The organism is Acinetobacter sp. ANC 4805 (genome assembly GCF_022549495.1).
Lineage (GTDB): Bacteria > Pseudomonadota > Gammaproteobacteria > Pseudomonadales > Moraxellaceae > Acinetobacter.
Map to the genome: position 1 here is coordinate 109,151 of NZ_JAKZGD010000007.1, position 26,641 is coordinate 135,791.

General features: G+C 37.8%; 25 protein-coding genes and 1 pseudogene. 18 read left to right on the forward strand and 8 right to left on the reverse strand.

All coding sequences use genetic code 11. The features are described 5' to 3' along the window. Positions 1–52: 52 nt before the first annotated feature. From MMP60_RS10980 to MMP60_RS11005, 6 genes are all read left to right on the forward strand, one after another. Positions 53–631: a TerD family protein gene (locus tag MMP60_RS10980; RefSeq protein ID WP_241336296.1), complete on the forward strand. Its 579-nt coding sequence runs from the start codon at positions 53–55 to the stop codon at positions 629–631. Positions 632–679: 48 nt separating this feature from the next. Then, positions 680–1,762 (forward strand): DUF475 domain-containing protein, encoded by a 1,083-nt coding sequence (locus tag MMP60_RS10985; RefSeq protein ID WP_241336297.1) that lies wholly within the window; start codon positions 680–682, stop codon positions 1,760–1,762. A gap of 84 nt (positions 1,763–1,846) precedes the next feature. Next, entirely contained in the window at positions 1,847–2,422 is a 576-nt protein-coding gene (locus MMP60_RS10990) for a TerD family protein (RefSeq protein ID WP_018678204.1), read from the forward strand. A gap of 87 nt (positions 2,423–2,509) precedes the next feature. Then, positions 2,510–3,802, forward strand: coding sequence for a VWA domain-containing protein (locus MMP60_RS10995; protein WP_241336298.1), 1,293 nt, complete (start codon positions 2,510–2,512; stop codon positions 3,800–3,802). A gap of 12 nt (positions 3,803–3,814) precedes the next feature. Then, positions 3,815–4,528: a TIGR00266 family protein gene (locus MMP60_RS11000; RefSeq protein ID WP_241336299.1), complete on the forward strand. Its 714-nt coding sequence runs from the start codon at positions 3,815–3,817 to the stop codon at positions 4,526–4,528. Between the two features lie 53 nt (positions 4,529–4,581). Next, positions 4,582–5,163, forward strand: coding sequence for a TerD family protein (locus tag MMP60_RS11005; protein ID WP_241336300.1), 582 nt, complete (start codon positions 4,582–4,584; stop codon positions 5,161–5,163). Positions 5,164–5,218: 55 nt separating this feature from the next. Here MMP60_RS11005 and MMP60_RS11010 read toward each other — a convergent pair whose 3' ends face one another. Then, on the reverse strand, positions 5,219–5,662 hold the full coding sequence (locus tag MMP60_RS11010) for a thioesterase family protein (protein ID WP_241336301.1): 444 nt from the start codon (positions 5,660–5,662) through the stop codon (positions 5,219–5,221). Continuing rightward, entirely contained in the window at positions 5,659–6,819 is a 1,161-nt protein-coding gene (locus tag MMP60_RS11015; RefSeq protein ID WP_241336302.1) for an iron-containing alcohol dehydrogenase, read from the reverse strand. Before MMP60_RS11015 ends, MMP60_RS11010 begins: the two co-directional genes overlap by 4 nt. Before the next feature lie 117 nt (positions 6,820–6,936). Here MMP60_RS11015 and MMP60_RS11020 point away from each other — a divergent pair, with 117 nt between their 5' ends. The 9 genes and pseudogenes from MMP60_RS11020 (at position 6,937) to MMP60_RS11060 (ending at position 15,342) form a co-directional block, all read left to right on the forward strand. Further along, complete coding sequence (locus tag MMP60_RS11020) at positions 6,937–7,449, forward strand: low molecular weight phosphotyrosine protein phosphatase (protein WP_241336303.1); 513 nt, start codon at positions 6,937–6,939, stop codon at positions 7,447–7,449. Between the two features lie 16 nt (positions 7,450–7,465). After that, positions 7,466–8,500: a UDP-N-acetylmuramate dehydrogenase gene (gene murB, locus MMP60_RS11025; RefSeq protein WP_241336304.1), complete on the forward strand. Its 1,035-nt coding sequence runs from the start codon at positions 7,466–7,468 to the stop codon at positions 8,498–8,500. A gap of 8 nt (positions 8,501–8,508) precedes the next feature. Further along, complete coding sequence (locus MMP60_RS11030; RefSeq protein ID WP_241336305.1) at positions 8,509–9,642, forward strand: YdcF family protein; 1,134 nt, start codon at positions 8,509–8,511, stop codon at positions 9,640–9,642. Position 9,643: 1 nt separating this feature from the next. After that, positions 9,644–10,672 carry an alpha/beta hydrolase gene (locus tag MMP60_RS11035; RefSeq protein WP_241336306.1) on the forward strand — a complete coding sequence of 343 codons (1,029 nt, stop codon included), beginning with the start codon at positions 9,644–9,646 and terminating at the stop codon, positions 10,670–10,672. 79 nt (positions 10,673–10,751) lie between these two features. Further along, positions 10,752–11,270 carry a DUF4124 domain-containing protein gene (locus MMP60_RS11040; protein ID WP_241336307.1) on the forward strand — a complete coding sequence of 173 codons (519 nt, stop codon included), beginning with the start codon at positions 10,752–10,754 and terminating at the stop codon, positions 11,268–11,270. Positions 11,271–11,384: 114 nt separating this feature from the next. After that, positions 11,385–11,666: pseudogene (locus MMP60_RS11045) on the forward strand (hypothetical protein); the annotation flags it as partial. 136 nt (positions 11,667–11,802) lie between these two features. Then, a complete protein-coding gene (locus MMP60_RS11050; protein ID WP_016660247.1) occupies positions 11,803–12,090 on the forward strand; it encodes a hypothetical protein in 288 nt (95 codons plus the stop codon). 1,362 nt (positions 12,091–13,452) lie between these two features. Then, on the forward strand, positions 13,453–13,908 hold the full coding sequence (locus MMP60_RS11055) for a hypothetical protein (protein ID WP_241336308.1): 456 nt from the start codon (positions 13,453–13,455) through the stop codon (positions 13,906–13,908). A gap of 264 nt (positions 13,909–14,172) precedes the next feature. After that, positions 14,173–15,342 (forward strand): MFS transporter, encoded by a 1,170-nt coding sequence (locus MMP60_RS11060; RefSeq protein ID WP_241336405.1) that lies wholly within the window; start codon positions 14,173–14,175, stop codon positions 15,340–15,342. A gap of 1 nt (position 15,343) precedes the next feature. On the opposite strand, the gene MMP60_RS11065 is transcribed toward MMP60_RS11060, so the two are convergent. After that, on the reverse strand, positions 15,344–16,834 hold the full coding sequence (locus MMP60_RS11065; protein ID WP_241336309.1) for an amidase family protein: 1,491 nt from the start codon (positions 16,832–16,834) through the stop codon (positions 15,344–15,346). Between the two features lie 200 nt (positions 16,835–17,034). On the opposite strand from MMP60_RS11065, the gene MMP60_RS11070 reads away from it, so the two are divergent. Then, positions 17,035–17,511 (forward strand): hypothetical protein, encoded by a 477-nt coding sequence (locus MMP60_RS11070; protein WP_241336310.1) that lies wholly within the window; start codon positions 17,035–17,037, stop codon positions 17,509–17,511. Between the two features lie 61 nt (positions 17,512–17,572). On the opposite strand, the gene accC is transcribed toward MMP60_RS11070, so the two are convergent. The 5 genes from accC to MMP60_RS11095 all read right to left on the reverse strand — a co-directional run bounded on the left by accC (position 17,573) and on the right by MMP60_RS11095 (position 22,197). Continuing rightward, positions 17,573–18,937 (reverse strand): acetyl-CoA carboxylase biotin carboxylase subunit, encoded by a 1,365-nt coding sequence (accC, locus tag MMP60_RS11075; protein ID WP_241336311.1) that lies wholly within the window; start codon positions 18,935–18,937, stop codon positions 17,573–17,575. A gap of 17 nt (positions 18,938–18,954) precedes the next feature. Beyond that, positions 18,955–19,374, reverse strand: a complete 420-nt coding sequence (gene accB, locus MMP60_RS11080) for an acetyl-CoA carboxylase biotin carboxyl carrier protein (RefSeq protein WP_241336312.1) — start codon at positions 19,372–19,374, stop codon at positions 18,955–18,957. Between the two features lie 26 nt (positions 19,375–19,400). Further along, positions 19,401–19,850: a type II 3-dehydroquinate dehydratase gene (gene aroQ / locus MMP60_RS11085; RefSeq protein ID WP_241336313.1), complete on the reverse strand. Its 450-nt coding sequence runs from the start codon at positions 19,848–19,850 to the stop codon at positions 19,401–19,403. A 733-nt stretch (positions 19,851–20,583) separates the two neighbouring features. Further along, positions 20,584–21,606 carry an ABC transporter substrate-binding protein gene (locus MMP60_RS11090; protein ID WP_241336314.1) on the reverse strand — a complete coding sequence of 341 codons (1,023 nt, stop codon included), beginning with the start codon at positions 21,604–21,606 and terminating at the stop codon, positions 20,584–20,586. Further along, entirely contained in the window at positions 21,607–22,197 is a 591-nt protein-coding gene (locus tag MMP60_RS11095; RefSeq protein WP_018678182.1) for an ANTAR domain-containing protein, read from the reverse strand. It abuts the gene before it with no gap. Between the two features lie 517 nt (positions 22,198–22,714). Between MMP60_RS11095 and MMP60_RS11100 the strand changes: the two genes are divergently transcribed. Beyond that, complete coding sequence (locus MMP60_RS11100) at positions 22,715–24,061, forward strand: MFS transporter (RefSeq protein WP_241336315.1); 1,347 nt, start codon at positions 22,715–22,717, stop codon at positions 24,059–24,061. A 27-nt stretch (positions 24,062–24,088) separates the two neighbouring features. Then, positions 24,089–26,635: a nitrite reductase large subunit NirB gene (gene nirB, locus MMP60_RS11105; RefSeq protein WP_241336316.1), complete on the forward strand. Its 2,547-nt coding sequence runs from the start codon at positions 24,089–24,091 to the stop codon at positions 26,633–26,635. The last annotated feature ends 6 nt before the right edge of the window (positions 26,636–26,641 follow it).

Here is a 26,641-nt window from a genome sequence, read left to right on the forward strand (position 1 = left end):
GTTTAAGTAATGAAGACATTAATTATAAATTTTATCGAGGAGAACATACAAAATGGCAATTAGTTTAAATAAAGGGGGAAATCTTTCCCTCAGTAAAACAGATCCTAATTTAGTTCGTATCTTAATTGGCTTGGGTTGGGACGAGCGTGCAACAGATGGAGCAGCATTCGATTTGGATGCGAGTGCATTCCTATTAACTGCGACGGGTAAAGTTCGTGGTGATCATGATTTTATTTTTTATAATCAACTTAAATCACAAGATCATTCAGTTGAACATACAGGTGATAACCGTTCTGGTCAGGGGGATGGCGATGATGAAACATTATTGGTTGATTTATCGAAAGTGTCGCCTGAAATTGAGAAAATCGCAATTACTGTAACGATTCATGATGCACATGCACGTGGACAAAATTTTGGTCAGATTGCGAATGCTTTTATTCGTGTCGTAAATCAAGACACCAATGTTGAAGTGGTTCGTTTTGATTTAGCAGAAGACTATTCAACTGAAACAGCAATGGTTTTTGGCGAAGTTTATCGCCATAACGGTGAGTGGAAATTTAAGGCAGTTGGTCAAGGCTATACTGGCGGACTTGCTGCAATGTGCCAACAATATGGTATTCAAGTCGGTTAAGTTTAATTTTTAAATCATGACGATAAGATTTTTATCAAAAGGGACACAATGAAACATTTTCGTTTCTCAATTATTTTCACGGTAATCTGCTTAGCGTTATCCGCTTGGTGGGGATTCAGCCATGGACCAGAGGCAGGTATTCAAACCATGCTTCGCGTTTTATTAATTACTGCAATTTTAGCAGTGATGGAGGTTTCTCTATCTTTTGATAATGCGGTGGTGAATGCTTCAATCTTGCGTCATTGGGATGAGTTCTGGAAAAAGATATTTTTAACGGTCGGCATTCTGATTGCTGTATTTGGGATGCGTTTAATTTTCCCAATTGTGATTGTTGCAATCACAGCAGATATGGGAATGGTTGATGTTGTTAAAATGGCACTCAATGACCCAGTTCATTATTCAGAAAAATTGCTTGCACACCATGCTGAAATTGCAGCTTTTGGTGGAATGTTCTTATTGCTTGTTTTCTTGAATTTCTTATTTGATGATGGAAAAGATACGCATTGGTTTCACTGGTTGGAATCACGACTAGCGAATCTTGCCAATGTTCCAGCAATGTCTGTATTTGTTGCCATGATTGCATTGCTGATTATGGTGAGTTTAGTGGATATGGAAACTAAACTGGTGGTGACTTTAGCTGGTATTTGGGGGATTGTCGTATACGTTGGTGTTCAGGCATTAGGACATCTACTCGAAAGTAGTCAGACAGAAGAAAGTGATGAAAGTCAGGATGAATCAAAAGCATCAGGCGCATCTAGTACGATTGTAAAAGCAGGTATTGGTGGATTTCTTTACTTAGAAGTGCTTGATGCATCATTTAGTTTTGATGGTGTTATTGGTGCATTCGCAATTACTACAGATGTTGTGGTGATTATGCTTGGTTTGGCAATTGGAGCAATGTTTGTCCGTTCGATGACGATTTATTTGGTTGAGAAAGGCACATTAGAAGCATTTGTATTTTTAGAGCATGGCGCAATGTATGCGATTGGTATTCTTGCTGCAATTATGCTTTATACAGGTACAGGTGGTCATGTTCCTGAAGTTGTGACAGGATTGATTGGTGTCGCTTTCATTATCTGGGCAATTTTTTCATCGATTGCTTATGAGAAGCGACAAGCAAAATCTTCATAAAATATATAGATATAGTAGAGAAAATCTGTTATATCAAATGAGAATCAATATTTATTTGAACAGTAGAATAAGGAGTACACTTCAATGGCAATTAGTCTAACCAAAGGCGGAAATGTTAGCTTAACAAAAGAAGCCCCTGGAATTACCAAAACGACAGTAGGTTTGGGTTGGAATCCTCGTGTAACTGATGGTCAAGCATTTGACTTAGATGCGATTGCATTTCTTGTCACTGAAAGCGGTAAAGTACGTGCTGATAATGATTTTATTTTCTTTAATAACTTAAAATCATCTGATGGTTCAGTCGTACACAATGGTGACAACCGTACTGGCGAAGGCGCAGGCGATGATGAGACACTGAGTGTTGATTTAAGTAAAGTCCCAGCGGATGTTGCTAAAGTGATTTTTGCAGTGACTATTTATGATGGTCAAGGGCGTAACCAAAACTTTGGTCAGGTTGCGAATGCTTATATCCGTGTCTGTAATGACGCAGGCGGTAGTGAAATCGCACGTTATGACTTATCTGAAGATAGCAGCACAGAAACAGCAATGATTTTTGGTGAACTATATAAAAATGGTAGCGAATGGAAATTCCGTGCCATTGGTCAAGGTTTTGCAGGTGGTTTAGGACCTTTAGCAGCATCTTTTGGTGTAGCTGTATAATTGATCCCATATCAGAGGATGATACTTCGGTATCGTCTTCTGATCATTACTATAAAATATAAATGAAAAAATAGGCAATTGTGTCATATGCTGAGTTTAATTCGTGGACAAAAAATTAAATTAGATGATCTTTTACAAGGACAAAGTTCTTTTTATATTCACATTCAATATCAAGCCAATTTCGCTTTAGATATCGCTAGTTTTGGATTAGATCCAGCATATAAATTAAGCGATGAACGTTATATGACGTTCTATAATCAGCCTAAAACACCATGTCAAGCAGTGCAACTAACGGATAATCAAGCTCAGTCTAGTCGTTTTTCGATTGATTTAACAAAATTACCGCCGACGATTCAGCATTTAGTGATGACCATTGCTATTGATGGTCAGGCAGTGATGTCACAGACACAACATATCTTAGTCCAAGTCCTGAATTTACAGCAGCAAGTCATTGCTGAGTTTAGGCTTGATGGTCATATGTTTGATCAGGAACGTGCTGCAATGCTGATCGAAATTTATCGCAAAGATAATATTTGGCGATTAGCTGCCAATGGGCAGGGTTTTAGTGCGGGTTTAGCTGCATTGATTCAACATTTTGGTGGTGAAGTGGCAGAAGAAGCTGTTCCTCAAGTCACCCCACCACCATTATCCAAGATTGATTTAAAGAAAAAATTGTCTTTAGAAAAAGCAGAAAAAACAGGCAATGCTTCAATTATTGACCTGACCAAAAAATCGTTGGTTCAGTTAGAAAAGAAAAATTTATTGGGAATAACGGCGCGTGTTGCCTTGGTTTTAGATGCATCTGGTTCGATGGATGGACAATATCGCCGTGGTGATGTTCAGAAAGTCGTGAATCGTTTAATGCCTTTAGCGATCCATTTTGATAATGATGGGAGCTTTGAGTGTTGGGCATTTGCAGCTAAAACAACACAGCTAGATGAAGTTACTCTGAGCAATGTAAATGACTTCATTAATACGACCCAACGAGGCTGGAAAAATTGGCAAGTTGGCGCTCGTTTCAATCAAGAGATTCCAGCCATTGAGGCAGTCATTGATTATTATCAAAAATTCACAGATAAGATTCCCACTTTTGTACTCTTTGTTTCGGATGGTGGTGTAGGCAGCCGAAGAGAAATGCAAAAAATCTTAACCCAAGCTGCAAAATTGCCAATTTTCTGGCAGTTTGTTGGCATTGGTGGGCGAGATTATGGGGCATTAGAAAAATTAGATGATCTAAAAGGGCGAGTGGTTGATAACTGTAATTTTTTTAGTTTAGATCGAATAGACAGCGTTTCTGATGATCGTTTATATGAATTGCTGTTAGAAGAATTTCCTGATTGGTTGAAAGCTGCAAAACAACATCAGATTATTGAGAATTAAGGATTAGATAATATGGCTCAATTTAGTTTGGTCGGTTCACCAGAACCATTCTTACATGTTGCGATGCGCCGTGGTGATAAGATTTATTGCGAAAGTAATGCAATGGTGATGATGGAAGACCCATTGGAACTCAAAGGGCGTTTGCAAGGTGGTTTAATGCAGTCCTTATTGCGCCGTTTTGCTAATGATGAATCATTATTTCAACAACATATAGAAGCAGTGCGCGGAGATGGGGATTGTTTACTTTCCGCAGCATTAGATGGTGATATGCAAATTCTTGATGTTGGCGCAACGCAATATATATTAAGTGATGGTGCCTTCGTAGCAGCACATAATTCGGTGGAGATCAAAGCACGTCTAAATAGTAGTCTTGGTGGTGCTTTCTTTGGAAATACGGGTGGTTTTCTCGTTATGGAAACCAGTGGACAAGGTCAGGTGGTTGTTGCAGGTTGCGGTACATTATTTGAAATTGAGGTTGAGCCAAATAAAGAGATTGTAATTGATAATGGTCATGTCGTATGTTGGGATTCACGCCTAAATTACAGTTTATCTGTTTCTACCTCACAGAGTAGTGGACTCTTAGGTAATTTGATGAATAGTGTCATGAGTGGTGAGGGCATGGTGTTACGTTTTTCAGGTAAGGGCAAAGTTGTCATTTGTTCACGTAATCGCCAAAACCTTCTTGCATGGTTACAGAGTAAATTGAGTCCACGTTCAAATCAGTAATTTTTACAACGAAAAATCATTTAAAACATTTATTTAACAAAGAGGACTTAATGATGGCGATTAATTTAGAAAAAGGGCAAAAAATCAATTTGCAAAAAGCAGATGGTAGCAGCTTACAACAAATTTTTCTTGGTGTTGGTTGGGATGTTGCCAAGAGTAAAGGCTTTTTAGGTTTTGGTGGTGGTAGTGCAGATATTGACCTTGATGCCTCAGTTATTTTGTTTGATGAGAATAAACAAGTTGTCGATGTTGTCTATTTTGGGCAATTACGCAGTAAGGATGGCAGTATTACCCATTCTGGCGATAACCTCACAGGTGCGGGTGAGGGCGATGATGAAATCATTCGTGTGAATCTGACGCAAGTGCCAAGTCAAGTGAAATCATTGGTTTTTACGGTGAGTAGTTTCCGTGGTCAAACTTTTGAAAAAGTAGAAAATGCATTCTGTCGTTTGGTTGATCAAGCAAGCAATCAACAAATTGCGAGTTACAAATTGTCTTCACAAGGCGGTCATACAGGTCTAATTATTGCGAAAATCTATCGCCATAATGACGCATGGAAAATGCATGCGATTGGTGAAAATGTGCATGGGCGTACTTTCCAAGATATCGTGCCGTATGTATTGCCACATATCTAAAAAGTAACGTTAAAAATATGCCGACATGGTTATTGTAATCATGTCGGCATGTTTTTTAACAAGATGATAAAAGATATTCTTGTAAAATATTTCGCATGTTTTCAGGAATTGCTGTACTTTTTCGATTTTCACGATCTACAAACACATGAACAAAATGCCCTTGTGCTGCCGCTTCAAATTGATCTTGTTTAAAAATTGCTAGTTCATATCTAAGTGAGGAGTTGCCGATTCTTCCAATCGCAACGCCAACTTCAACTGTTTCAGGAAATGACAACTCTTGTAAGAAGCTACAAGCTGAATCTACGACTAACCCGATAATTTCACTATTGTGAATATCAAAACCAGTTTTTTGAATCAGTAATGAGTTTGCCGCAGTATCAAAATAGCTATAGTAGGTCACGTTATTCACATGACCATAAATATCATTATCTGCCCAACGAGTTTGGATCGGGAAGAGAAACTTAAATTGTTCTCGTGTTTTTAAAATAGGTTTGGTCATGCATAAATCGCCTGATAAATCTGTAACGCATCTTGTTCGGTTAGTTCTCTTGGATTATTTTGCAAGAGTCGGGTTTGTAGCAAGGCATCCTTTGCGAGTTGAGGAAGTTTTGCTTCAGGAATATCTAAGTCCTTTAACTTTAGGGTTAAACCACTCTGATCTAAATGGTTTTGCATATGATCAATAAATAGATCACACAGACCATCCGTACAGCCTGTACTACGTGGATCTAACAGCTGCATGAGTTCTGCATAATATTGCTTGGCTTTCGGGGCATTAAATTTTAACACCTCCACAAGTACCAAAGCATTGGTATGTCCATGTGAAAGATGGAAATGCCCACCTAGTGGATAAGCGAGCGCATGGACAGCACCCACGGGTGCATTCGCAAATGCTTGACCCGCCAACATGGAGCCGACCAACATATTTTGGCGTGCTTCTAGATCAGCTCCATTTTTTAATACTTTTGCTAAATTATGATTCAATAATTTCAGTGCATTTTTAGCCAATATATCTGCATAAAAGTTCTTTTTGATATTGGAAGTATAGGCTTCTATGGCATGAACCATTGCATCAATACCTGTTGCCGCTGTGATATGAGCAGGTAAGCCTTGCGTAAATGTTGCATCTAAAATTGCCACATCTGCATATAGAATTGGAGAAACCACGCCCATTTTTGTGGTTGCGCCAGTGGTTACAATCGAGATCGGGGTGACTTCTGAGCCTGTTCCAGCAGTTGTTGGAATTAAAATGAGTGGCAAACGAGGTGCTTGGGCTTGATTAACACCATATATTTCACTCAGATGTTGCTGCTGTTCGGGATGAGCAAGCAAGGCGATGATCTTAGCAACATCCATCGAGCTGCCACCACCGAAACCAATGATGACATCAATTCTCTCTTGTTTTGCAAAATCAACAGCTTCTAACACAATGTGTTCAGGTGGGTCAGCTTGGATATCTGAATAAATAATATGTTTAAGATTGATTTGTTCTAAAATCTTTAAGATTGGTAGGTGTAGTTGATGTTGGATCATACCTGCATCAGTAACTAATAAGGCTTTATGATAGTCTTTCTGAGTTAAAACATTTTTAAGTTCTTGTATAGAACCTAGCCCTGCGATGATGTTGGGAACGGTTTGAAACTGAAATGGGTTCATACATACATCCTTATTTTTCATAATAAATACAACATTTTTATATCATGTGGCTATAGGTTTCATTGTCCAAATAAATTAACATAAGACACTCTTAAAAAGTGTAATTTTGAGGTGATTATGCCATCCAAAACGCCGTATAAGGTGTTATGTGTCTGTTTAGGAAATATTTGCCGTTCTCCAACAGCAGAAGCAATTCTCAGACATTATTGTGATGCGCATGGTCTTGATATTGTTGTCGATTCAGCAGGGACAAGTAATTACCACCCAAACAAAGCACCTGATTTACGTAGTCAGAAGCATGCTATAAAGCGTGGCTATGATTTATCTACTTTACGAGCAAGACAAATTAGCTTAAATGATTTTGTTGAGTTTGACCTGATTCTTGCGATGGATCATGAAAATTTTGAGAATATTCAGGTACTCATGTCTAAAGCTGTCCGTCAATTTGGTGTTGGGCAGATAAGAGCCAAAATTGCTTTGATGAGTGAACATGATCCTCGTTTTACACAGCAGGCAGTTCCAGACCCTTATTATGGTGAGGCAGATGGTTTTGATCGAGTGCTTGATCAATGTGAATCAAGTAGCCAAGCATGGGTCAATATTTTTAAAAAGCAGATGAAAGCAGGGTAATCGGGTTTAATTTAATATGCATGTACAAGAACAGGTTCAGCTTAAAAACTTAAATACCTTAAATCTAAATGCGATAGCTTCGCATTATGTGCAGATCAATCAGCCAAGTGAAGTAATCGATGCTTTAGCGTTTGCTGAACAACACCATTTGAATGTATTGATTTTATCTGGTGGCAGTAATGTGCTGTTGCCACAACATATTCAAGCTTTGGTTTTGCATTTAAACATTCAAGGCATTGATGTACTTGCTGAAGACGAAGACACGATTACAGTCAAAGTTGGTGCTGGTCAAGTTTGGCATGATTTTGTTTTGTATAGTACACAGCAGCAGTGGTTTGGTTTACAAAATCTTGCCTTGATTCCTGGTTTAGTCGGCGCATCTCCTGTACAAAATATTGGCGCTTATGGTGTTGAAGCGGGTGAGTTTATTGAATTTGTACAAGTCTATGATCGTGAACTGAAACAGTTTGACTCAATTTCAGCGCAGGATTGCCATTTTGCTTATCGACATAGTATTTTTAAGGATCATCCAAATCGCTATATCATCGTCAGTGTCACCTTCAAACTATTAAAAAAAGCGGATTTGAAGCTGAGTTATGGTGATCTTAAGCAAGCTGTTGGTGATGATCAAACGGCAGAAAATTTACAAAATCAAGTGATTCATATTCGTCAAAGTAAATTGCCAGATCCAAAAGAATACCCAAATGTTGGAAGCTTTTTTAAAAATCCAATTTTGACAGCTGCAGAATTTGGCAAAATTGCTCAACAATTTCCAAACATTCCCCATTATCTACAAGCAAATAGCAATGTTAAAGTGGCTGCAGGTTGGTTGATTGATCAAACAGGCTGGAAAGGTAAACAATTGGGGGCAGTTGGAATGTTTCATAAACAAGCATTGGTTTTAGTGAATTATGCAGATGCTACACTGGCGGATGTAAAAAATACCTACCAAACTGTACAAAGTGATGTAAAACAAAAGTTTAATGTTCAGTTAGAACCTGAACCTGTGTTATATAGTGAACAAGGTTTGATCCAAGCTCATCATGCATGAGGAATTTTATGGCTAAAGTACGTTGGATAGTTGGTTTGGTACGCATAATAACCATATTATTTGTACCAGTAGGCTGCTTTGTACTTTTTTTATATTCGCCATTTTACTCTCAATTGGTTGTTAAAGGTTTGAATCATTTTGTTCCAGTAGATGTGAATGAAGTTGCTGCTCAAAGTCAGAAACCAGCAGCATTGAGTGAACATGAAACTTTAGAGCCTGGCTCTAATTTGTGGATTGCTCGACAAGCATATCTAAAATTAATGGAAAAAACCTTTCAATCTGAAAAACCTGAAGATTTAAGGTTAATCCAAGCGCGTTATAAATTGCTACAGCAACTTATTATTGAAGAGCAAGAGCGTGAAAATACAGAGGAAAATAAGCCCACAAGTATTCCATTAATGACTGAGAAATCAGAACAAGATCAAGAAAGTTCTGCTGTAGCAGCAAGTACTCCGATGGAGTTCTTACAATGGAATACGCCTGATAATCAGGCATTAATGGGGAAGTATGTTGCTTTTTTAGAAACTTATCCTGTTGAATTGCCAGTTGATCAGGATGAAACATATGAAACCAATAAAGATTTGGTGGAGTTGAAAAAAAATAAAGATGGTGTGAATGAATCTCAAGGCGTTGCTCAGCCCTATGCAATTGTAGTTTTAGGTGGTGGTTTGACTCTTGGTGCAAATGGCAAAGATATTGTGGTGAATAACTACACACGCTTACGTTTGGAAAAAACTTTACAGGTTGAAAAGCAATATCCGCTACCTATTGTATTGAGCGGTGTAGAAGCGCCTTATATGCAAGCTTGGCTAAAAAAGCGAGGCATTGAAGCAAAACTTCTTGAAAATAGAAGTATGAACACCTGCGAAAATTCTCGGTTTAGTTCATTATTATTGCAAAAGAAAGGTGGGGCGCCAACAGTCATTCTGATCACGGATGAATATCATATGCCACGCACGAGACGTTTATTTGCACTAAATGGAATTGAAACAGTGCCTGTAAATGCGCCGATGCCAACAACCTTGACCGATTGGCAGCCAAGTGCGCAAAACTATGATCATAGTCGTCGTGCTAACTATGAAATGCTTGCAACGATTCGTGATACGCTGTTTGGTTCAAGTGATTGTCGAGAGATACCATAATATGTCTAATATTCCCTTTTTAAATCCGACAATTTTAAAACAACTTGATTTACCGATTCCAAATCGGGAAACAACACCTCAACTGTTAGAGCCACTTGATTTATCAAAACTAACAGAACCTTCAAAAGCCTTACAGGCATATCGAAAGCTTTACGGTTTACATTTACTTGATTGTGAGCATTGGCAAGGCTATGTAGAAATGCCTTTATTCCGTTTGCATGTACAAGTCTTTCGGCCGACACAAGCAAAAGTTCAAGGTACTGTGTGTTTGTTGCATGGATATTTGGAGCATAGTGGGATTTATCAGCCCATTATTAAAGAAATTCTTGAGCAAGGGTTTAGTGTTGTTACTTACGATCTTCCTGGACATGGTTTAAGTAATGGTTCTCCTGCCAGTATTCAGAATTTTGATCATTATCAGCAAGTGTTACATGCAGTTTATGATGTGGTTCGTAGTGCAAAACAATTACCAAGACCGTGGTTGGGGATAGGGCAAAGCACAGGCGGTGCGATTTGGATGCATCATTTACTTGAGTTTGCTGAACGTCGAGAAGATCCAATCGTAGATCGTGTATTGTTATTATCTCCCTTGATTCGTCCTGCAAAAACAGCTTGGTGGCACAACTCTGTTGGTTTGGGAATTATTCGCCGTATTAAAAGCCAAGTGCCACGACATTTCCGTCGGAACAATCATAATCCTGAATTTTTGAGATTTATTCGTTTAACTGATCCACTTCAACCTCGAATGATGGGAATGGATTGGATTCTTGCAATGTCAAAATGGATGTTGGAGATGGAGCAACGACCAGCATGTCGGATTCCTGTTTGGTTAGCTCAAGGCGCACTCGACCAAACGGTTGATTGGCGTTATAACATTGAATATATTCGCCGTAAATTTAGATTGCAGACGTTATTGATGTTAGAAGAAGGTTCACATCAATTGATTAATGAACGTGCAGATATTCGCGCTGCACTCACGGGTCTAATTCCAGCATTTCTGCATGCAAAACCTAATCACTATTACTATTAATGTGATGTGAAAACTGAAGTGAACACCTAAATTTTAATATCATAGAAAAATATCAATAAATTAAATATGTGGAGGGGATGTGAAAGAGATCATACTTAAGTTCTTTTATATTTTAGGCTTGTTAACTGTTTGTACACCTGTATTTTCAGAAGAATTATACAAGTGTGTAACGAGTCAGGGAACAACTTATCAAAGTCGACCATGTTCAGCAAAAGCAACCCAAAGAACAGCATGCACTGGCTCTGTGGCTGATGGCTTTGCGGGGAATTGTCGTTCAATAGAGCAGCAACGTGAACAGGCGAGAGTGTCTGAAAAAAATGCTTACACTCAAGATCTAATCAGTAATAAAACAACGGCTGTCGCACAAAAATCTGAGTACCAAAGAGCAACGATTGCCTTTGCAGAGTGTAAACAACGACTTGTGGCTTTACAAAGAATGGCGCGTTATGCTGATAGACCTACACAACTGGTTGAAAATAATGGTCAATTCTATGCAGCAAGAATTTGTGCAGAAGATGGAAGTATTTATTTGAGTTGTAATGCGGCTACAAATATGTTGCTTACTCAGACAAGTCCGACCTGTTCGTTAAAACGTTAAGTTAAAGATATGACATTTCATCCTATGATGTATCGGTTGTTAAATAGTCGGGAGTAGTTATTCATTGGATGCTGATTATATAACAGTCGGTGTTTTTTTTAATAAGATGAAAAAATGAAGCAATTTTTAAAGTTCAAACATCGAATGATGGTGATTGGTTTTGTATTTATTTCAGTTGTGGGTTTGTCAGCTTGTGGACAGTCAACGCATGAGCCACATATAGGGGAATATGGGGAAAACTTGGTTAATTCTGTTTTATTGACACCAACTGAGATTCAGGCATGAAACCAAGCCGTTATCACAAAACCAAAAGATATATTTGATCGACTGAATGTTGGCATTAGCTTTTCAGGAGATCATGCTAGAAATCCTTATCGCTTTGTGATTGTTGTAAAAAGTTGCAGATAAAGCTATAGATTTCTATAGAGGTGCTAAAGCAGCGAATTGAAATTCTTCCTACTCTTGGAACTTTTTTAACTCCTGAGCAATATATGTATTTGTATTCTCAAATGAAATGTGTGAGATGAAACTAATGGAAAATTATACTATTAATTCACCTGATGATTTTCAGGATTATGATTGGGAATATGAAGCTAAAGGATGCTTAGAAATTGATGTCACAATTTTTGAAGATTCTTATATTTTTAATTTTTATGATATGCGAAGAATCTATAGTGTGGAGAATGCTAACTATTTTGGAAGCAATTGTTTCTATGATAAAAATTTAGTTCTGTTGTCAAGCGTTAATTTGAATAATATTAAGGAGTTCTTGAATCAAATTGTGGAAAGAAATGAATTATCATATTTTATTAAAAATTAATGGGGCTGTAGTAGATAAGACTGTTGGATTTGGAATTGATGCTGTTGATGAATGTAATTAATCCGATTGGAAAAAACAGAATGTAAATAAGGCGCTAATGCTAATCAGTTAAGAATTTAAAGGCTGAATTTATTATCAATAATGCGTAAATTTAGATCCATTTGAATTCAAACATAAGGAAATTAAGGTTGAAAGTGATCTATATTTCCTTAATTGATGGATACAGTTTTTAATATGTTGGATTTTTATTATGTATTTAAAGTTGAAGGTTTTTTTTATTTTTGAATCGAAGGTAAAAAATATTTATTAATGATTTTAGGGTTGTTAATGCTAATATTTTTTCTTATCTTTTATATATTTAAAGGTTTGGAGTATGATTTTGTATTTCTATTGGTAATTTCTTATTTTGTAATATTTTTGTTGATTAAAAATAAGAGGTTTCCATTATTCCCATCTATAGTTGAAAGTAGTAGTAATGTGCTTGTTTTGTCAAGGTTTATAGTGCTAACTTTCTGTATTTTTACAATAATATTGTTGTCTATTCAAATAATAATTGAATGATATTAAGCGAGCTTTTTGATTAACTATTGTTTGGATTTTATGGTGGAAATATCGATTAATTATCCATCTATGAATAATTGGTTTTTTATTTTTCTTAATAAATAATGAGTACTCAATCGAATTAATGTATGTACTTATTTATATAGATGCACTTTTTCCGATAATCTTATGGTTTATAGGGGGGATTACCACAACTAATTTAGCTGAGTGTTCACAATCTCAGATAGATATCTCAATTTTTCCATCTAAAAAATTCTGCATACTATTGAAGTATACTACGTCTTCTTCGTAGCCACTTCGCATGATTATGCGTTACCCTTGTTGTATCTCTGTTAGTATGTGATAGTTGTTTTTTGATTTATCTGTCATCTTTGACAGTAAATAATTCATAAGATGCTAGTTAAGAGATAGTCAATAAATAATTTTTTTGGTTTAAATTTAAACATCTAGTTCAAAAAGGTTTAATAAATTTGTTTTCATTTTGAACTAGACCCAATAATAGTATTCAATTTCATTAAAAATAGCCTTATCAAGATAGGGCTTTTTTTATGGCAGATCAATTAGCAGGTGTTTAGGCAGCAAATGCCAATAGAACAACGTTACTCGTGAATTATAGTGCTGATCCATTTTTTGGGGATGTGTTTAAACATAAGTTTGCTGAATTTAATCTATGCAAAATGGAGCGTATTGATCATAAGTTGAATGAGAAGCGAATTACTTCATTTCTAGCTCATGCTTTAGGTAATTCACAATTGCCATTATTTATGACAGTGCAAGAACGCTATTTTTTAATGATTAAGTATGTTCAAAACCAGACTAATACTTTTTTTAACAAATACTGATTTTTCGAATTGCTTTAAAAAGCAGTCAAGTTGGATTCATGAAATATCAGAAGTCGGTGTAACTGTACGGCAATTGACTGGAAGTGAAGCAGAAGAAGCACACTGTATGAATGCAGCGGAGTGGATTGCCTGTTTATTAGAATTTCAGATTAAGTATGAAAATCATGAGCATTTGGGACAATGCCCAGACCGTAGTGTTATCGATCAAGCTTATAAGCAGCAATTTTCTCAAAAGCTTGGCTATTTAAAAATGCTCCCTCAGAGTGAATTTAACCTGATCTATCTTGATTACCTAAAGCTAAATAGCCAGCTTTTCACTCATATAGAGCTAAGCGTGAACAACGACGGTTTCGTAGTGCAAAGAGGTGCAGATGACGCACCTATCGCGAGACATAGACCATCTGCGGTTTGGTAGAAAGCAGAAAGCAGTACCAATTTTCTTTTCCCAAAATCTTTATTGAATTGCATCATAAGCCTTCTTAATTTTTTTGAACAAAATCGTGCAAGTTCAGCACAACACTAAATATATTATTTTCAATAAGATGTATGATACTTTCCAAGTAGTCTACAAAAAAATGCGAAAAATTTATTTCTTCAGCTTGTAGGCTTGTGAACTGCAAAGGGAACATTCCTAAGCAATTGTATGCAACTATTTGATAATGCAAGACAAAGCAAACCAATGCAACCATTAACAATCACAGTAAAACTATCAGGCTTTTACCTGTTCTACTATTCAATCGTTGGAACATTTATGCCTTATTGGAACTTGTATCTTCAAGATCAGGGTTTCAATTATCAAGAGATAGGTATTCTATCTTCTATTGCGATTATCACTCGTTTTTTTGCACCTTTGATTTGGGGTTGGATTGCAGATAAATCGGGTAAGCGAATGCTACTTGTCCGCATTGCCACATGGATGGAAGCTTGTATTTGGTTTGCAATTTTTGTAATTCCCAATAGCTTTCAATCTGTTGCCTTATTGATGCTCATTTTTAGTTTTTTTCAGAATGCGATCTTGGCACAGTTTGAAGGTGTGACTTTATTTTGGCTAGGTGAAAAACGTGCTGAGCACTATGGAAAAGTAAGAAAGTGGGGGTCGGTTGGTTTTATATTAGGCGTATTTATCATTGGTGCTTTGTTGGAAGTTATTCCAATTTCAATGCTTCCAATTCTACTTTTGGCAGTTTCTTTTTTAGCATTTTTGTGGTCATTCACAATTAAAGAACCTGAACATGCACCACGTTCACAGAAAAAATTAGAACCTTTGTTACCTATTCTAAAACGACCTGCTGTGGCAGCATTTTTTGCAATTGAATTTATTTTATTGTTTTCGCAAGCTCCATTTTATAGCTTTTATAGTAACTTTCTAAAAGACATTGGGTTTAGTACTACCCAAATAGGGAGTTTATGGGCGACAGGTGTCATTGCAGAAATTGTAATGTTTGCCATAGCACAAAAAGTTTTTTTTACACGTTTCTCTTGGCGAACTTTGGTTGCTGTTTGTTTGATACTCACGAGTTTACGTTGGTTCTTGGTCGGTATTTTAAATACACATCTTCTAGGGCAGTTGTTTGCTCAATGTTTACATGCTTTTAGCTTTGGCTTGTTTCATTTAATCGCAATGAAAGTGATTTTCCAGAATTTTTCTGCGGAACAACAAGGTCGGGGGCAAGCGCTTTATAGTACGATGTGGGGCTTGGGTGTTGCATCTGGTAGTTTGTTAGCAGGGCATTATTGGCAAGATTTGTCTGGCGCAACAATTTTTTTATGTGCAAGTGTGGTTGTTCTTTTAGGCTTAGTTTTAGTGGTGTGGCTGCCGAATCAAGTAGAAACGGCAGTTAGAAACTAGATTAGAGTTGGATATTTTTATATTGTGGCATCCATGGCTGAGCTTGTTCTAATTGTGCAGCAAGTTGTAGCAATCGATCTTCACGTCCAAATGGTGCAATAAACTGACTGCCTAAAGGTAAGCCATTTTTATTCCAGTATAAAGGTACAGACATGGCAGGCAAGCCTGTGATATTTGCTAATTGCGTAAAAGGCACCCAACTTAAATTTTCTTGTACCACTTTTTCAACCAATTTACCTTGTGTCAAATAGTGTGCTTTGCCGACTTTTAATAATCCTTTTAAGATTGGTTTTTGCCAAATAGGTGTGGCAATTTCACCATTTTGGGGGGCAACGGAAGCTGTGGTTGGTGTTAAATACAGATCATATTTTTCAAAGAAAATGTTCATTTGGGTATTATAAAGTCCCCAATTATTGAGTGTATGAATATATTCTGTTGCTGTTGTTTTAGCGCCAAAAGCAGCCAATGCGACTGAATCAAGTTCAAAATCACGATCTGTTGCACCTGACATTTGTTTGATTTGGGTCCGCATATACGAGAACTGACTAAACCAAGTTGTCACGAAATCTTTTGCCAATGCCAAACCGTTTATTTGTGGTTGGTCTTCAATCACAATATGTCCCAAGGACTCCAACAATTTAGCGGTTTGTTGAACAGCTTGAATGGCATCTTTTGAAACTTTTGTGCCAATTGGGGATTGGGTGTTAAATGCGATTCTTAGTTTTTTAGGGGCGTGTTGAATCACATCCAGATAATCTTGCTGAGGTGCTTCTATTCTAAAAAGCGAAGTTTGTTCAGGGCCTTGGACAGCATCAAGCATGGCAGCACTATCGCGAACTGTTTTAGATAGGACATGTTGCATTGCAGCGCCATGCATTGCTTCACTATATTGTGGACCCCATGGCGTACGCCCTCGACTTGGCTTTAATCCAAATAAACCGCAATATGAAGCGGGGATGCGAATAGATCCACCACCATCACTTGCGCCTGCAATTGGCACTAAACCGCCTGCAACAGCCGAGCCTGAACCACCCGAAGAACCTCCACTATTGTGCTTTAAATTCCAAGGGTTATGACATGAGCCCCAAGCATCGGGTTCGGTAATTCCTTTTATCCCAAATTCAGGGACATTGGTACGACCAAAAGTGATGATCCCTGTTTTTTCCCAACGATTAACAATTTCAGCATTAAAGTCAGGTATATAATTGATTTTTTTTAGCGCATTGCTTCCATAAGAGGTGGGTACACCTTGATATTCTTGGAATAAGTCTTTTACTAGAAAAGGAACGCCAGCAAACAAACCAGATGATTGTTGCTGTGTACGTTGTTTTGCTTGTTCATACATGGGAATAATGACGGCATTTAGTTTTGAATTGGTTTTGTCTGCTCGTTCTAATGCGACGTCTAATAACTCTGATGCATGAACCTCTTTGTTTTTGACTAGTTGTGCTAAACCTAAACCATCATATTGAATATATTCAGAAAATTTCATTGCTTTCATCCTTGAAGCTCAATTGTTATAAAGTAAACATAAGTATCAGTTGAAAAACAGAATACCTGAAAAAATGAAGAACTATCAAATAAATGATATGCTAAAAATATTGTGTTTATATGGTTATGAAAGCATGTTTTTATTAAAAAATATGCTAAGTTAAAGCCTTGCACCGTTTAGATTACGATTTAATTAAATCTATGAAAAATATTTATATTATTGGATTATTATGCGCTTGCTCAACATGGACTATGGCAGACACGGTCGTAAATGAAAAAGCAGTAACAGCACAGCAAGTGGCTAAGGCTAATACGATTAAGGTTGTGACTCGCCCTGAAGTCATGGGGTTGTGGGGGATGGAAATTGCTAATAATAAGAAGTGTGTTGAGTATTATAACTTTCGTGGAATGAATGAAGTTGTAATCAAGAGTGACCAAGAATGGTCTTATGGTCTATATGACTATCAGCCTTCAGAAGATCATAAAGAGCGTTTACCCGCATTGGTTTTACAAATTAAGTATGACAACAACAAGATAGACTGTTCAGGGCAAATTGTAGATCAAACGGGTGAGGTGTCTCAGTATTTTATTAAATGGGAAAATGATCATACTATTAATTTCTGTGCCAATGAAAAAGGCGATAAATGTTTCGCAACATTACGCCGTGTTTTGCCTTAAATTATTTAAAAATCTAAGATATAAAAAAACCCTCTTATTAATCCATAAGAGGGTTTTTTATTTAAGCCTTTTCAGCTTGCGCTTCTAATTGTTTAAGCAAATGTTTTTCAAGATAATGAATATCCATTGCTTGTTTGCAGAAATTTTTATCTTGCAAAATAAGATCTTTATGCAAAGGAATATTGGTTTTGATTCCAGTCAGAATCATTTCATCCAAAGCTTGGCGCATACGAGCCAAAGATGTCTCACGATCTTTACCATGTGCAATCAGTTTTGCAATCATTGAATCATAATAAGGTGGAATACTATAACCTTGATAAATATGTGAATCTAAGCGAATACCTGCACCACCTGGTGCATAGAAACTCTCAATTTTGCCTGGTGAAGGCAAAAAGGTGGTTGGATCTTCGGCATTAATACGACATTCAATCGCATGACCTTTGACTTCAACTTCATGCTGTTCGATATCTAGACCCAAACCCGCAGCAATCCGTAGTTGTTGTTCAATAATATCAATGCCTGTCACCATTTCGGTCACGGGATGTTCAACTTGAACACGAGTATTCATTTCAATAAAGAAGAATTCACCTTCTTCAAACAAAAACTCAAAAGTTCCTGCGCCACGATATTGCATGAGCTTACATGCATTGACACATGCTTCTAAAATATCAGCACGTGCTTGTTCTGGTAAGTTAGGTGCAGGTGCTTCTTCTAACACTTTTTGATGACGACGTTGTAAAGAACAATCACGGTCGTATAAATGAATCGCATGACCATTACCATCGCCAAGCACCTGTACTTCTACATGGCGGGGTTTCTGTAAGAAACGTTCCATATAAACAGTATCATCTCCAAACCACATTTCAGCGTCACGTTGTGCAGCTTGAACAGATTCGAGTAGTGTGTCAACGCGTTCCACAATACGCATACCGCGACCACCGCCACCAGATGCTGCTTTAACGATCAATGGAAAACCAATTTCCTTCGCTTCAGCAAGCGCATTATGAATCGTTACGGCGTGGTCACAACCAGGAACAGTTGGTACGCCTGCCTTTTTCATGGCAATAATGGCAGATACCTTATTTCCCATGAGGCGAATGTGTTCAGGGCGAGGACCAATGAAAATAAAACCTGAGCTTTCTACAATTTCGGCGAATTCAGCATTTTCAGACAAGAAGCCATAACCAGGATGGATTGCATCTGCACCTGTGATTTCTGCTGCAGTAATAATTGCAGGAATATTTAAATAGCTTTCACTTGTGGTACCAGGCCCAATACAAACTGCTTCATCAACGAAGCGTAAGTGCATCAAGTCTTTGTCAGCATCAGAATAAATACCAACTGTTTTAATGCCTAGAGTTTTACAAGCCCGAGTAATTCGTAAAGCGATTTCACCGCGGTTTGCAATTAATACTTTTTGCAACATTGGAATCCCCAAACTGATTAGGCGCGGTAGCGGAAAAGTGGTTGACCGAATTGGATCACTTCACCATTTTTCACTAAAATTTCTTCAATGACGCCGCTCTTGGTTGCTTCAATTGGGTTCATGATTTTCATTGCTTCGATGATACCCAGTGTTTCACCCGCAGAAACGGTTTGACCAACATTTACAAATGGTGCTTCACCAGGACTTTGCGCTGAGTAGAAAACACCAACCATTGGAGATGTTTCTACAGCACCACGAGGTGTTTTTGCTGCTGGTGCAGCAGGAGCAGACGTTGTTGGGGCTGCAATAGGAGCTGTTGCATAAACTGGCGTAGGGCGAGTTAATGAGATGGATTGATCACCTTCCTTAACTTCAATCGCTTGTAAGTCAGATTCAATCATCAAATCGATGAGTTTCTTGATTTTACGGATATCCATGAGTGAGCATTCCTGAAATGTATAAATTAATTAGAAGATTGAATTTTTTCGATTGCAAAATCGAGAGCAAAGGTATAACCCTTTGCGCCTAAGCCACAGATCACGCCGATGGCTTTGTCGGATAAATATGAATGATGGCGGAATGCTTCACGAGCGTGAACATTCGACAAATGAACTTCAATAAACGGAATAGCGACACCAAGAAGCGCGTCGCGTAAAGCAACAGAAGTATGGGTTAAAGCAGCAGGGTTGATGATGATAAATTTCACGCCCTCAGTTTGTGCTTGATGAATGCGATCAACAATCGCACCTTCCCAATTACTCTGAAAAGTATCTAATATGACTGACTCTTTTTGAGCTTGAGCGACGAGCTGTTGGTTAATATCATCTAAAGTGAGATAACCATATACTTCTGGTTCACGCTTTCCTAGCAAGTTTAAATTCGGTCCATGAATTACCAAAATGGTTGAGCTCATTCGGCTTGCTCCAATTCTAAAACTGCAAATGTTTTTTGCAAGATACTTGCAAAGTTTGCTTATTATGGCACAAAATTCTGCATTTTTTCTTATGATTTCTTTTAATGAATGAAGAAATTTGCATACCAAGCATGCTGCATATAATGAAAACTTTGCAAGGAATTGGCAATGTTAAAATATGACAAATTTTCCGATAATTTATTTTTTCACTATTCTAAACTGAATTGCCTTATTTCGTTCATGTAATTTGTGTAACTCTAAAGTCATCGACTAAAAATACTCAAATTTCTATAAAACGGATGCTTGGTAACTTTTTACAGGGGGTCGATGAGTATTATTCATTTTTATCTATTTTATATCCGTTATTAAATATCTAAGTTATTATTTTTTAAGGTCTTCGCTTTTATTTCGTATGAATGAAGGATTGTTGGCTAGGATTTCTAATCTATCAAATACGGACAATATGAAGAAAAATCTCAATTTTTGTGGAACGAGCTAAATCATAGTGAGCTTAGAATGATTGAAACATGTCTAATCCATTAAGTAAGCGATCGTATTGGCAAAAAATATGAATTGTGAAGTTTTGACTGGCAGCTAATGACATGAAAATGTCCGAAAAAGATAAATTGTATTTGGGTAAGATAATAATCACTTAAGAGATGACTTTTTGATTTTTGTGATCTCTTATGGGTCTTTTCAAAGCTGTCTTTTTATAAAGACAGCTTTTTTTTCTTCAAATTTTATTCTGTTGGGATGCAGCTAAATACGTTTCTAATAAAAGACAGCTTTGAGCTTCATTTGTATATTGTATTGAACTGATAGGGGAATTATTCCATTTTTGCATCTGTTGAAATAACCACTCAAAATCAGTGACTTTAGGTATTGCACTATTTTGTACAAAATTACGAATGATATTTTGAATGGTAAAGTATTTTTCAACATGAATGTTAGGTGAGCAATTAAATTGAATCACTTCAAATTCAACCAAAAGTTCCCACACTGGTGCAAAATCTTCGAGCATACGAAGCTCTTGTTGCGCTTTTATAATAGCACTCGTTAATGCGATCAGGGTATTAGGGTGTTGTTGTGCCCATTCTTGGGTCACAGCCAATACTTTGTCGGCAACATTGGGGATAATGTCTTGGCTAGAACAGACAATTTGGCTTAAACCTTGAAGTTCAGCGTGGGTGTTCCATGGCTCACCGACACAAAATCCATCAATAAGATGATTGTTGAGTGCTTCGACCATATATGGAGGAGGTAAAGTTTTGACATGAATTGAATGTGCCAACTCAGAGTTGGCTAATGCTAACCATTCCCTTAAACAATAATGATGAATCGAATGTTTAAAGACGTGCCCTAAAGAAACATGGTTGTCTAGTTTGATATATTCAATTAATTTCTTTGCTGATAGATCTACAGGGTCTTGTTGCTTTATATCTAATTGATAGCAGAGCTTTTGGCTTAAGCTAATAAAAGCACGATTTTCACTGAGAACTAAAGGTGTTTGTAGTTGAATGCCTATTTGATCAGCACCGATAGCGGCAGCAGGCAACATTGCGGATAAACAGTGTGCGGTATCTAAAAGACCGAAGGCAAGACGATCACGTAAACTCGCCCATGATGCTTCTTTCGTTAATGTAACGTTTAAACCAGCTTCATCAAAAAAGCCACGTTGTTTTGCCCATAATAAGGCGATGCAATCAAGCAATGGGATGTAGCCTAGTTGCAATTCGGTTTTTTCTAAACTGCTCATCTATTCATCCTTTAATTGATTATTTAAAAGCTGTTGTGCATCCAATAAACGGCGTGCCATTTCTCCAATGGTCATGCGATGACTCATGGCATTTTTTCGGAGTAATTGAAAAGCGGTATCTTCAGTTAATCCATGTAATTGCATAAGCAAAACTTTGGCCTTTTCGACATCTTTTCTGTCAGCGAGTTTGGTTTTGGCATCTTTTAGATCGCCTTCTAACTTTTTATGTTTTTTATACTGTTCAATAGAAATATCTAAAATCGTGTGTAAGCGAGTTGGGTCAATACCATCGACAATATATGCAGTGATCCCAGCGTCAATTGCCTGCTTAATAGTATCTCGGTCAGTATTTTTGGTAAAAAGAACGGTTGGTAGATCAAAGTTGCTGACACAACTTTCGATCACATCGCGATGAGGGTGATCCATATCAAGCAGAATCACATCTGCTTGAAGGTGTTCTAATTTAAAAATATTAAGATGATCGAGAGTGAAACAAGCTACTACATCAAAGTCATGTTCAATTAAACAGGTTTTTATGTATTCAGCCCGAGCCTGGTCGTCATCAATAAGTGCGATCTTGAGTTTCGGCATAGGTATAAAAGTCAAACTGTAGGTATATGCACATTTAGCATAACGTGCTGGGGGTATTTTTTGAAGCAAAATTAATGCCATGAGTAATTTCTTATTCGGTGCAAACGCTCCATAGGCGTATTATTTATGCGCTTTATTGTATCGTTGCTTATTTGATAGCGAAATAAAAATTTAGATTAAGTTAATTAAATATTGTGTGTGTTCTATTTTGGTGCGTAAAAGGAGTTGTTTTGAAGCACACTGAATTGTGCTTTAAAACAGGTCATACGTCTGTTCCGCCTATATATAGTGTGTGTATAGATGCTGTAATTATATGTTTTTTTGTTAAAAAATAATATAAAATAATAGCTAAGCTTATTTTTTTGATTTATTTTATTTATTTGGCACAGCATTTGCTTGTTAGGTGTTAAGTCAAAGAAGACTTTGAAAATTGTAAGACGGCCAACGATGTCCGATCTGATCGGTTTGTTTACACAACGATTCGTGTCAACAAAGCAGTATACGTTCAGTATAGGAGATGGCAATGTCTTTGAATCTATCGGCAAAAAAAGCCACATCAATAAAGTTGTTTAACTTTTCTGCACCAGCGATGCGGGCATTCCATATGAGTTGGCTTGCTTTCTTCGTTTGTTTCTTTGCTTGGTTTGCATGTGCACCTTTAATGCCAGTCATTGCAGGTGAGTTTCATTTAACTAAAGATCAAATCGCTAACATTAGTATCGCATCGGTTGCGGTCACTATTGTTGTGCGTCTCATTGTTGGGCCATTGTGTGACAAATACGGGCCAAGAAAAGCCTATATCACTTTATTGCTGATTGGTTGTATTCCAGTTTTTGGGGTCGCAACAGCACAGAACTATGAATCCTTTTTATTTTTTCGCTTTCTGATTGGTGCAATTGGGGCGAGTTTTGTCATTACTCAATATCATACCAGTGTGATGTTTGCTTCAAATGTTGTTGGAACAGCCAATGCGACTGCAGTGGGATGGGGCAATGCAGGCGGAGGAACAACTCAAGCTTTAATGCCATTGGTTCTCGCAGCGATCGTGATGTTCGGTGTTGAGCAATCTTTAGGCTGGCGCATCGCCTTATTGGTTCCAGGTTTCATGATGATTGGCGTTGCCTTCTTATACTGGAAATTCACTCAAGACAGTCCACAAGGTAATTTTAAGGAATTACGTGCTCAAGGCATTGATACCGATAGCGGCAAGAAAGGTGGTTGGGCTGTAATGGTACAAGCATCACGTAATTACCGCGTTTGGATTTTAGCGGGAACGTATGGTGCATGTTTTGGTGTTGAAATTTTCATGCACAACATTTTGGCAATGTATTACGTCGAAAAATTTGGTTTTGGTTTAAAAGAAGCTGGTTTAACCGCAGGTATTTTGGGTTTGTTGGCACTCTTTGCTCGCTCACTCGGTGGCATTCTTTCAGACAAAGTAGCCCTCAGAAAAGGCTTGGATGGTCGTACACGACTGCTCTTTATTATGATTTTAGGCGAAGGATTATTTCTAATCTTATTTTCACAAATGAATGTGGCGCATTGGGCAATCCTGAGCATGTTTGTCTTCGCGCTCTTCATCAACATGGCGTGTGGCGCAACCTATGCCATGGTGCCATTTATTGACCGCGAAGCATTGGGCGGTGTGTCTGGCATTATTGGTGCTGGCGGAAATGTTGGCGCGGTTATTGCAGGGTTTTTATTATTAAGTATGACAGATATTCAATCTTGCTTATTGGTATTGGGTGGATTTGTCATTGTCGCTGGATGTTTCGTGATGCTGGTTCGCTTCTCGGTAGAGCACAAGGCAAAAGAACAACGTCTATTTGAGCAAGCTATTTTAGATCGCAAGAACGCAGCTTAAACGCAACGTGATTTGAGGAGAAACACTATGAAATTGGTAATGATTGGTCATGGTATGGTGGGTCACAAATTCATCGAAGCCATCTTAGAGAAAGCAGATGATGAGTTAGAAATCACGATTTTGGCTGAAGAACCACGTATTGCATATGATCGTGTACATTTGACTGAATACTTCTCAGGAAAAACAGCAAAAGACTTATCACTTGCTCGTTTTGACTTTGCAGATGCGTATGGTATCGATTTAAGACTGAATACCAAAGCAATCGCAATTGATACCGCAGAAAAAACGGTGACAACAAGCTTTGGTGATGTGATTAGTTATGACAAACTGGTATTGGCAACAGGTTCATATGCCTTTGTTCCACCAATTTCAGGTAATGATCGTGAGAACTGTTTTGTTTATCGTACCATTGAAGATTTAGATGCGATTCGAGCAGCAAGCTTAAATTCAAAATCGGGTGTGGTGATTGGTGGTGGTTTATTAGGCCTAGAAGCTGCAAAAGCTTTACGTGATTTAAACCTAGAAACACACGTTGTTGAATTTGCACCACGCTTAATGGCAGTTCAAATTGATGACTTGGGTGGTAAAGTTTTACGCCGTAAAATCGAAAACCTTGGTGTAAAAGTACATACTCAAAAAGCAACTTCATCTATTGAAGCGGGTGAAAGTGCAACGCATGTGATGAAGTTTGCGGATGGTAGCGAGCTTGAAACAGATATTATCTTATTCTCAGCGGGTATTCGTCCACGTGATGAGCTTGCACGTACAAGTGGTTTAGCACTTGGTGAGCGTGGTGGTATTAAAATCAATGATTATTGCCAAACGTCAAATGAAGATATTTATGCGATTGGTGAATGTGCGCTTTGGGACAATAAGATCTATGGTCTAGTTGCTCCAGGCTATGACATGGCACGTATTGCGGCGAAACATATTTTGGTTGAAGAAACTCATAGTTTTGCTGGTGCAGATATGAGTACTAAACTCAAACTTATGGGCGTGGATGTTGCATCAGTTGGTGATGCACATGGTATGACACCAAACTCTCTCAGCTATTTCTATGCTGACGAAGATGCATTGGTTTATAAGAAAATTGTTGTTGATGCAGATAAAACCAAATTACTAGGTGCAGTTCTTGTTGGTGATGCGAAAGAGTATAGCGACCTTCTACAAATGATGTTGAATGGTATCGCATTACCTGAAGTGCCTGAAAGCTTGATCATGCCAGGTTTTGCAGATTCAGGTGCAAAAGCAGGCGGTAGCGGTGTTGATTTACTACCTGATAGTGCAACCATCTGTTCATGTAATAACGTGTCTAAAGCGGATATTTGCCAAGCAATCTGTGATGGTTCAACTTCACTTGGCGCATTGAAAAAATGTACGAAAGCTGCAACTGCTTGTGGTGGTTGTGCACCACTCGTCACTCAAGTCTTAAAGTCAGAGTTACAACGTCAAGGTGTTACGGTTAATAACCATGTATGTGAACACTTCCCATATTCACGCCAAGAGATTTATCACTTGGTACGTGTCAATGAAATCAAAACGTTTGATGATTTAATTCACCAACATGGTCATGGTTTAGGTTGTGATATTTGTAAACCGATGGCTGCGAATATTTTAGCATCTTGTTGGAATGATTTCGTTCTTGAACCAAGTCATGCAGGCTTACAAGATAGTAACGACTACTACTTGGGTAATATTCAAAAAGACGGTTCTTACTCAGTTGTACCTCGTATGGCAGGCGGTGAAGTTACACCAGATGGTTTGATCGCTGTTGGTCAAATTGCCAAGAAATATAATCTGTATACTAAAATCACAGGCGGTCAACGTGTAGATTTGTTTGGCGCGCAAATCCATGAACTTCCATTCATTTGGGAAGAGTTGAATGCGGCTGGTTTTGAATCGGGTCATGCTTACGGTAAATCATTACGTACAGTGAAATCATGTGTCGGTAGCACGTGGTGTCGTTATGGTGTTGATGATTCGGTTGGCTTATCGATTGTGCTTGAAAACCGTTATAAAGGTTTACGTTCACCACATAAACTTAAAATGGCAGTTTCAGGTTGTACGCGTGAGTGTGCTGAAGCACAAGGTAAAGACGTTGGTGTTATCGCGACAGAGAAAGGTTGGAACTTATATGTTTGTGGTAATGGCGGGATGAAACCTCGTCATGCTGAGCTACTTGCATCTGACTTAGATACACAAACATTGATTCGTTATATTGACCGATTCTTTATGTTCTACATCCAAACAGCTGATCGTTTACAACGTACTAGCGTATGGCGTGACAACATGGAAGGCGGTTTAGATTATCTGAAATCAGTGATTATTGATGACTCACTTGGTCTTGCTGAAGAACTTGAACGTCGTATGACACATGTCATTGGTACATACCAAGATGAATGGCGTACTGCGGTAGAAAATCCAGAAATCCGTAAACGTTTCCAAACTTACATCAACGCAAGTGCTGAAGAACAAGCTGATCCGTACATTCAATTTACTCAAGTACGTGATCAAATCCGTCCTTTGAACGATGCAGAACGTTCAGAAGATCGTATCCCAATGGTTGAAGCATAAGGAGAG

Bases quoted from the DNA above. Each gene is read 5' to 3' on its own strand.
- MMP60_RS10980 (WP_241336296.1), top strand. From the start codon at position 53: ATGGCAATTAGTTTAAATAAAGGGGGAAATCTTTCCCTCAGTAAAACA.
- MMP60_RS10985 (WP_241336297.1), top strand. From the start codon at position 680: ATGAAACATTTTCGTTTCTCAATTATTTTCACGGTAATCTGCTTAGCG.
- MMP60_RS10990 (WP_018678204.1), top strand. From the start codon at position 1,847: ATGGCAATTAGTCTAACCAAAGGCGGAAATGTTAGCTTAACAAAAGAA.
- MMP60_RS10995 (WP_241336298.1), top strand. From the start codon at position 2,510: ATGCTGAGTTTAATTCGTGGACAAAAAATTAAATTAGATGATCTTTTA.
- MMP60_RS11000 (WP_241336299.1), top strand. From the start codon at position 3,815: ATGGCTCAATTTAGTTTGGTCGGTTCACCAGAACCATTCTTACATGTT.
- MMP60_RS11005 (WP_241336300.1), top strand. From the start codon at position 4,582: ATGGCGATTAATTTAGAAAAAGGGCAAAAAATCAATTTGCAAAAAGCA.
- MMP60_RS11010 (WP_241336301.1), bottom strand. From the start codon at position 5,662: ATGACCAAACCTATTTTAAAAACACGAGAACAATTTAAGTTTCTCTTC.
- MMP60_RS11015 (WP_241336302.1), bottom strand. From the start codon at position 6,819: ATGAACCCATTTCAGTTTCAAACCGTTCCCAACATCATCGCAGGGCTA.
- MMP60_RS11020 (WP_241336303.1), top strand. From the start codon at position 6,937: ATGCCATCCAAAACGCCGTATAAGGTGTTATGTGTCTGTTTAGGAAAT.
- murB (WP_241336304.1), top strand. From the start codon at position 7,466: ATGCATGTACAAGAACAGGTTCAGCTTAAAAACTTAAATACCTTAAAT.
- MMP60_RS11030 (WP_241336305.1), top strand. From the start codon at position 8,509: ATGGCTAAAGTACGTTGGATAGTTGGTTTGGTACGCATAATAACCATA.
- MMP60_RS11035 (WP_241336306.1), top strand. From the start codon at position 9,644: ATGTCTAATATTCCCTTTTTAAATCCGACAATTTTAAAACAACTTGAT.
- MMP60_RS11050 (WP_016660247.1), top strand. From the start codon at position 11,803: ATGGAAAATTATACTATTAATTCACCTGATGATTTTCAGGATTATGAT.
- MMP60_RS11055 (WP_241336308.1), top strand. From the start codon at position 13,453: ATGTTCAAAACCAGACTAATACTTTTTTTAACAAATACTGATTTTTCG.
- MMP60_RS11060 (WP_241336405.1), top strand. From the start codon at position 14,173: ATGCAACCATTAACAATCACAGTAAAACTATCAGGCTTTTACCTGTTC.
- MMP60_RS11065 (WP_241336309.1), bottom strand. From the start codon at position 16,834: ATGAAATTTTCTGAATATATTCAATATGATGGTTTAGGTTTAGCACAA.
- MMP60_RS11070 (WP_241336310.1), top strand. From the start codon at position 17,035: ATGAAAAATATTTATATTATTGGATTATTATGCGCTTGCTCAACATGG.
- accC (WP_241336311.1), bottom strand. From the start codon at position 18,937: ATGTTGCAAAAAGTATTAATTGCAAACCGCGGTGAAATCGCTTTACGA.
- accB (WP_241336312.1), bottom strand. From the start codon at position 19,374: ATGGATATCCGTAAAATCAAGAAACTCATCGATTTGATGATTGAATCT.
- aroQ (WP_241336313.1), bottom strand. From the start codon at position 19,850: ATGAGCTCAACCATTTTGGTAATTCATGGACCGAATTTAAACTTGCTA.
- MMP60_RS11090 (WP_241336314.1), bottom strand. From the start codon at position 21,606: ATGAGCAGTTTAGAAAAAACCGAATTGCAACTAGGCTACATCCCATTG.
- MMP60_RS11095 (WP_018678182.1), bottom strand. From the start codon at position 22,197: ATGCCGAAACTCAAGATCGCACTTATTGATGACGACCAGGCTCGGGCT.
- MMP60_RS11100 (WP_241336315.1), top strand. From the start codon at position 22,715: ATGGCAATGTCTTTGAATCTATCGGCAAAAAAAGCCACATCAATAAAG.
- nirB (WP_241336316.1), top strand. From the start codon at position 24,089: ATGAAATTGGTAATGATTGGTCATGGTATGGTGGGTCACAAATTCATC.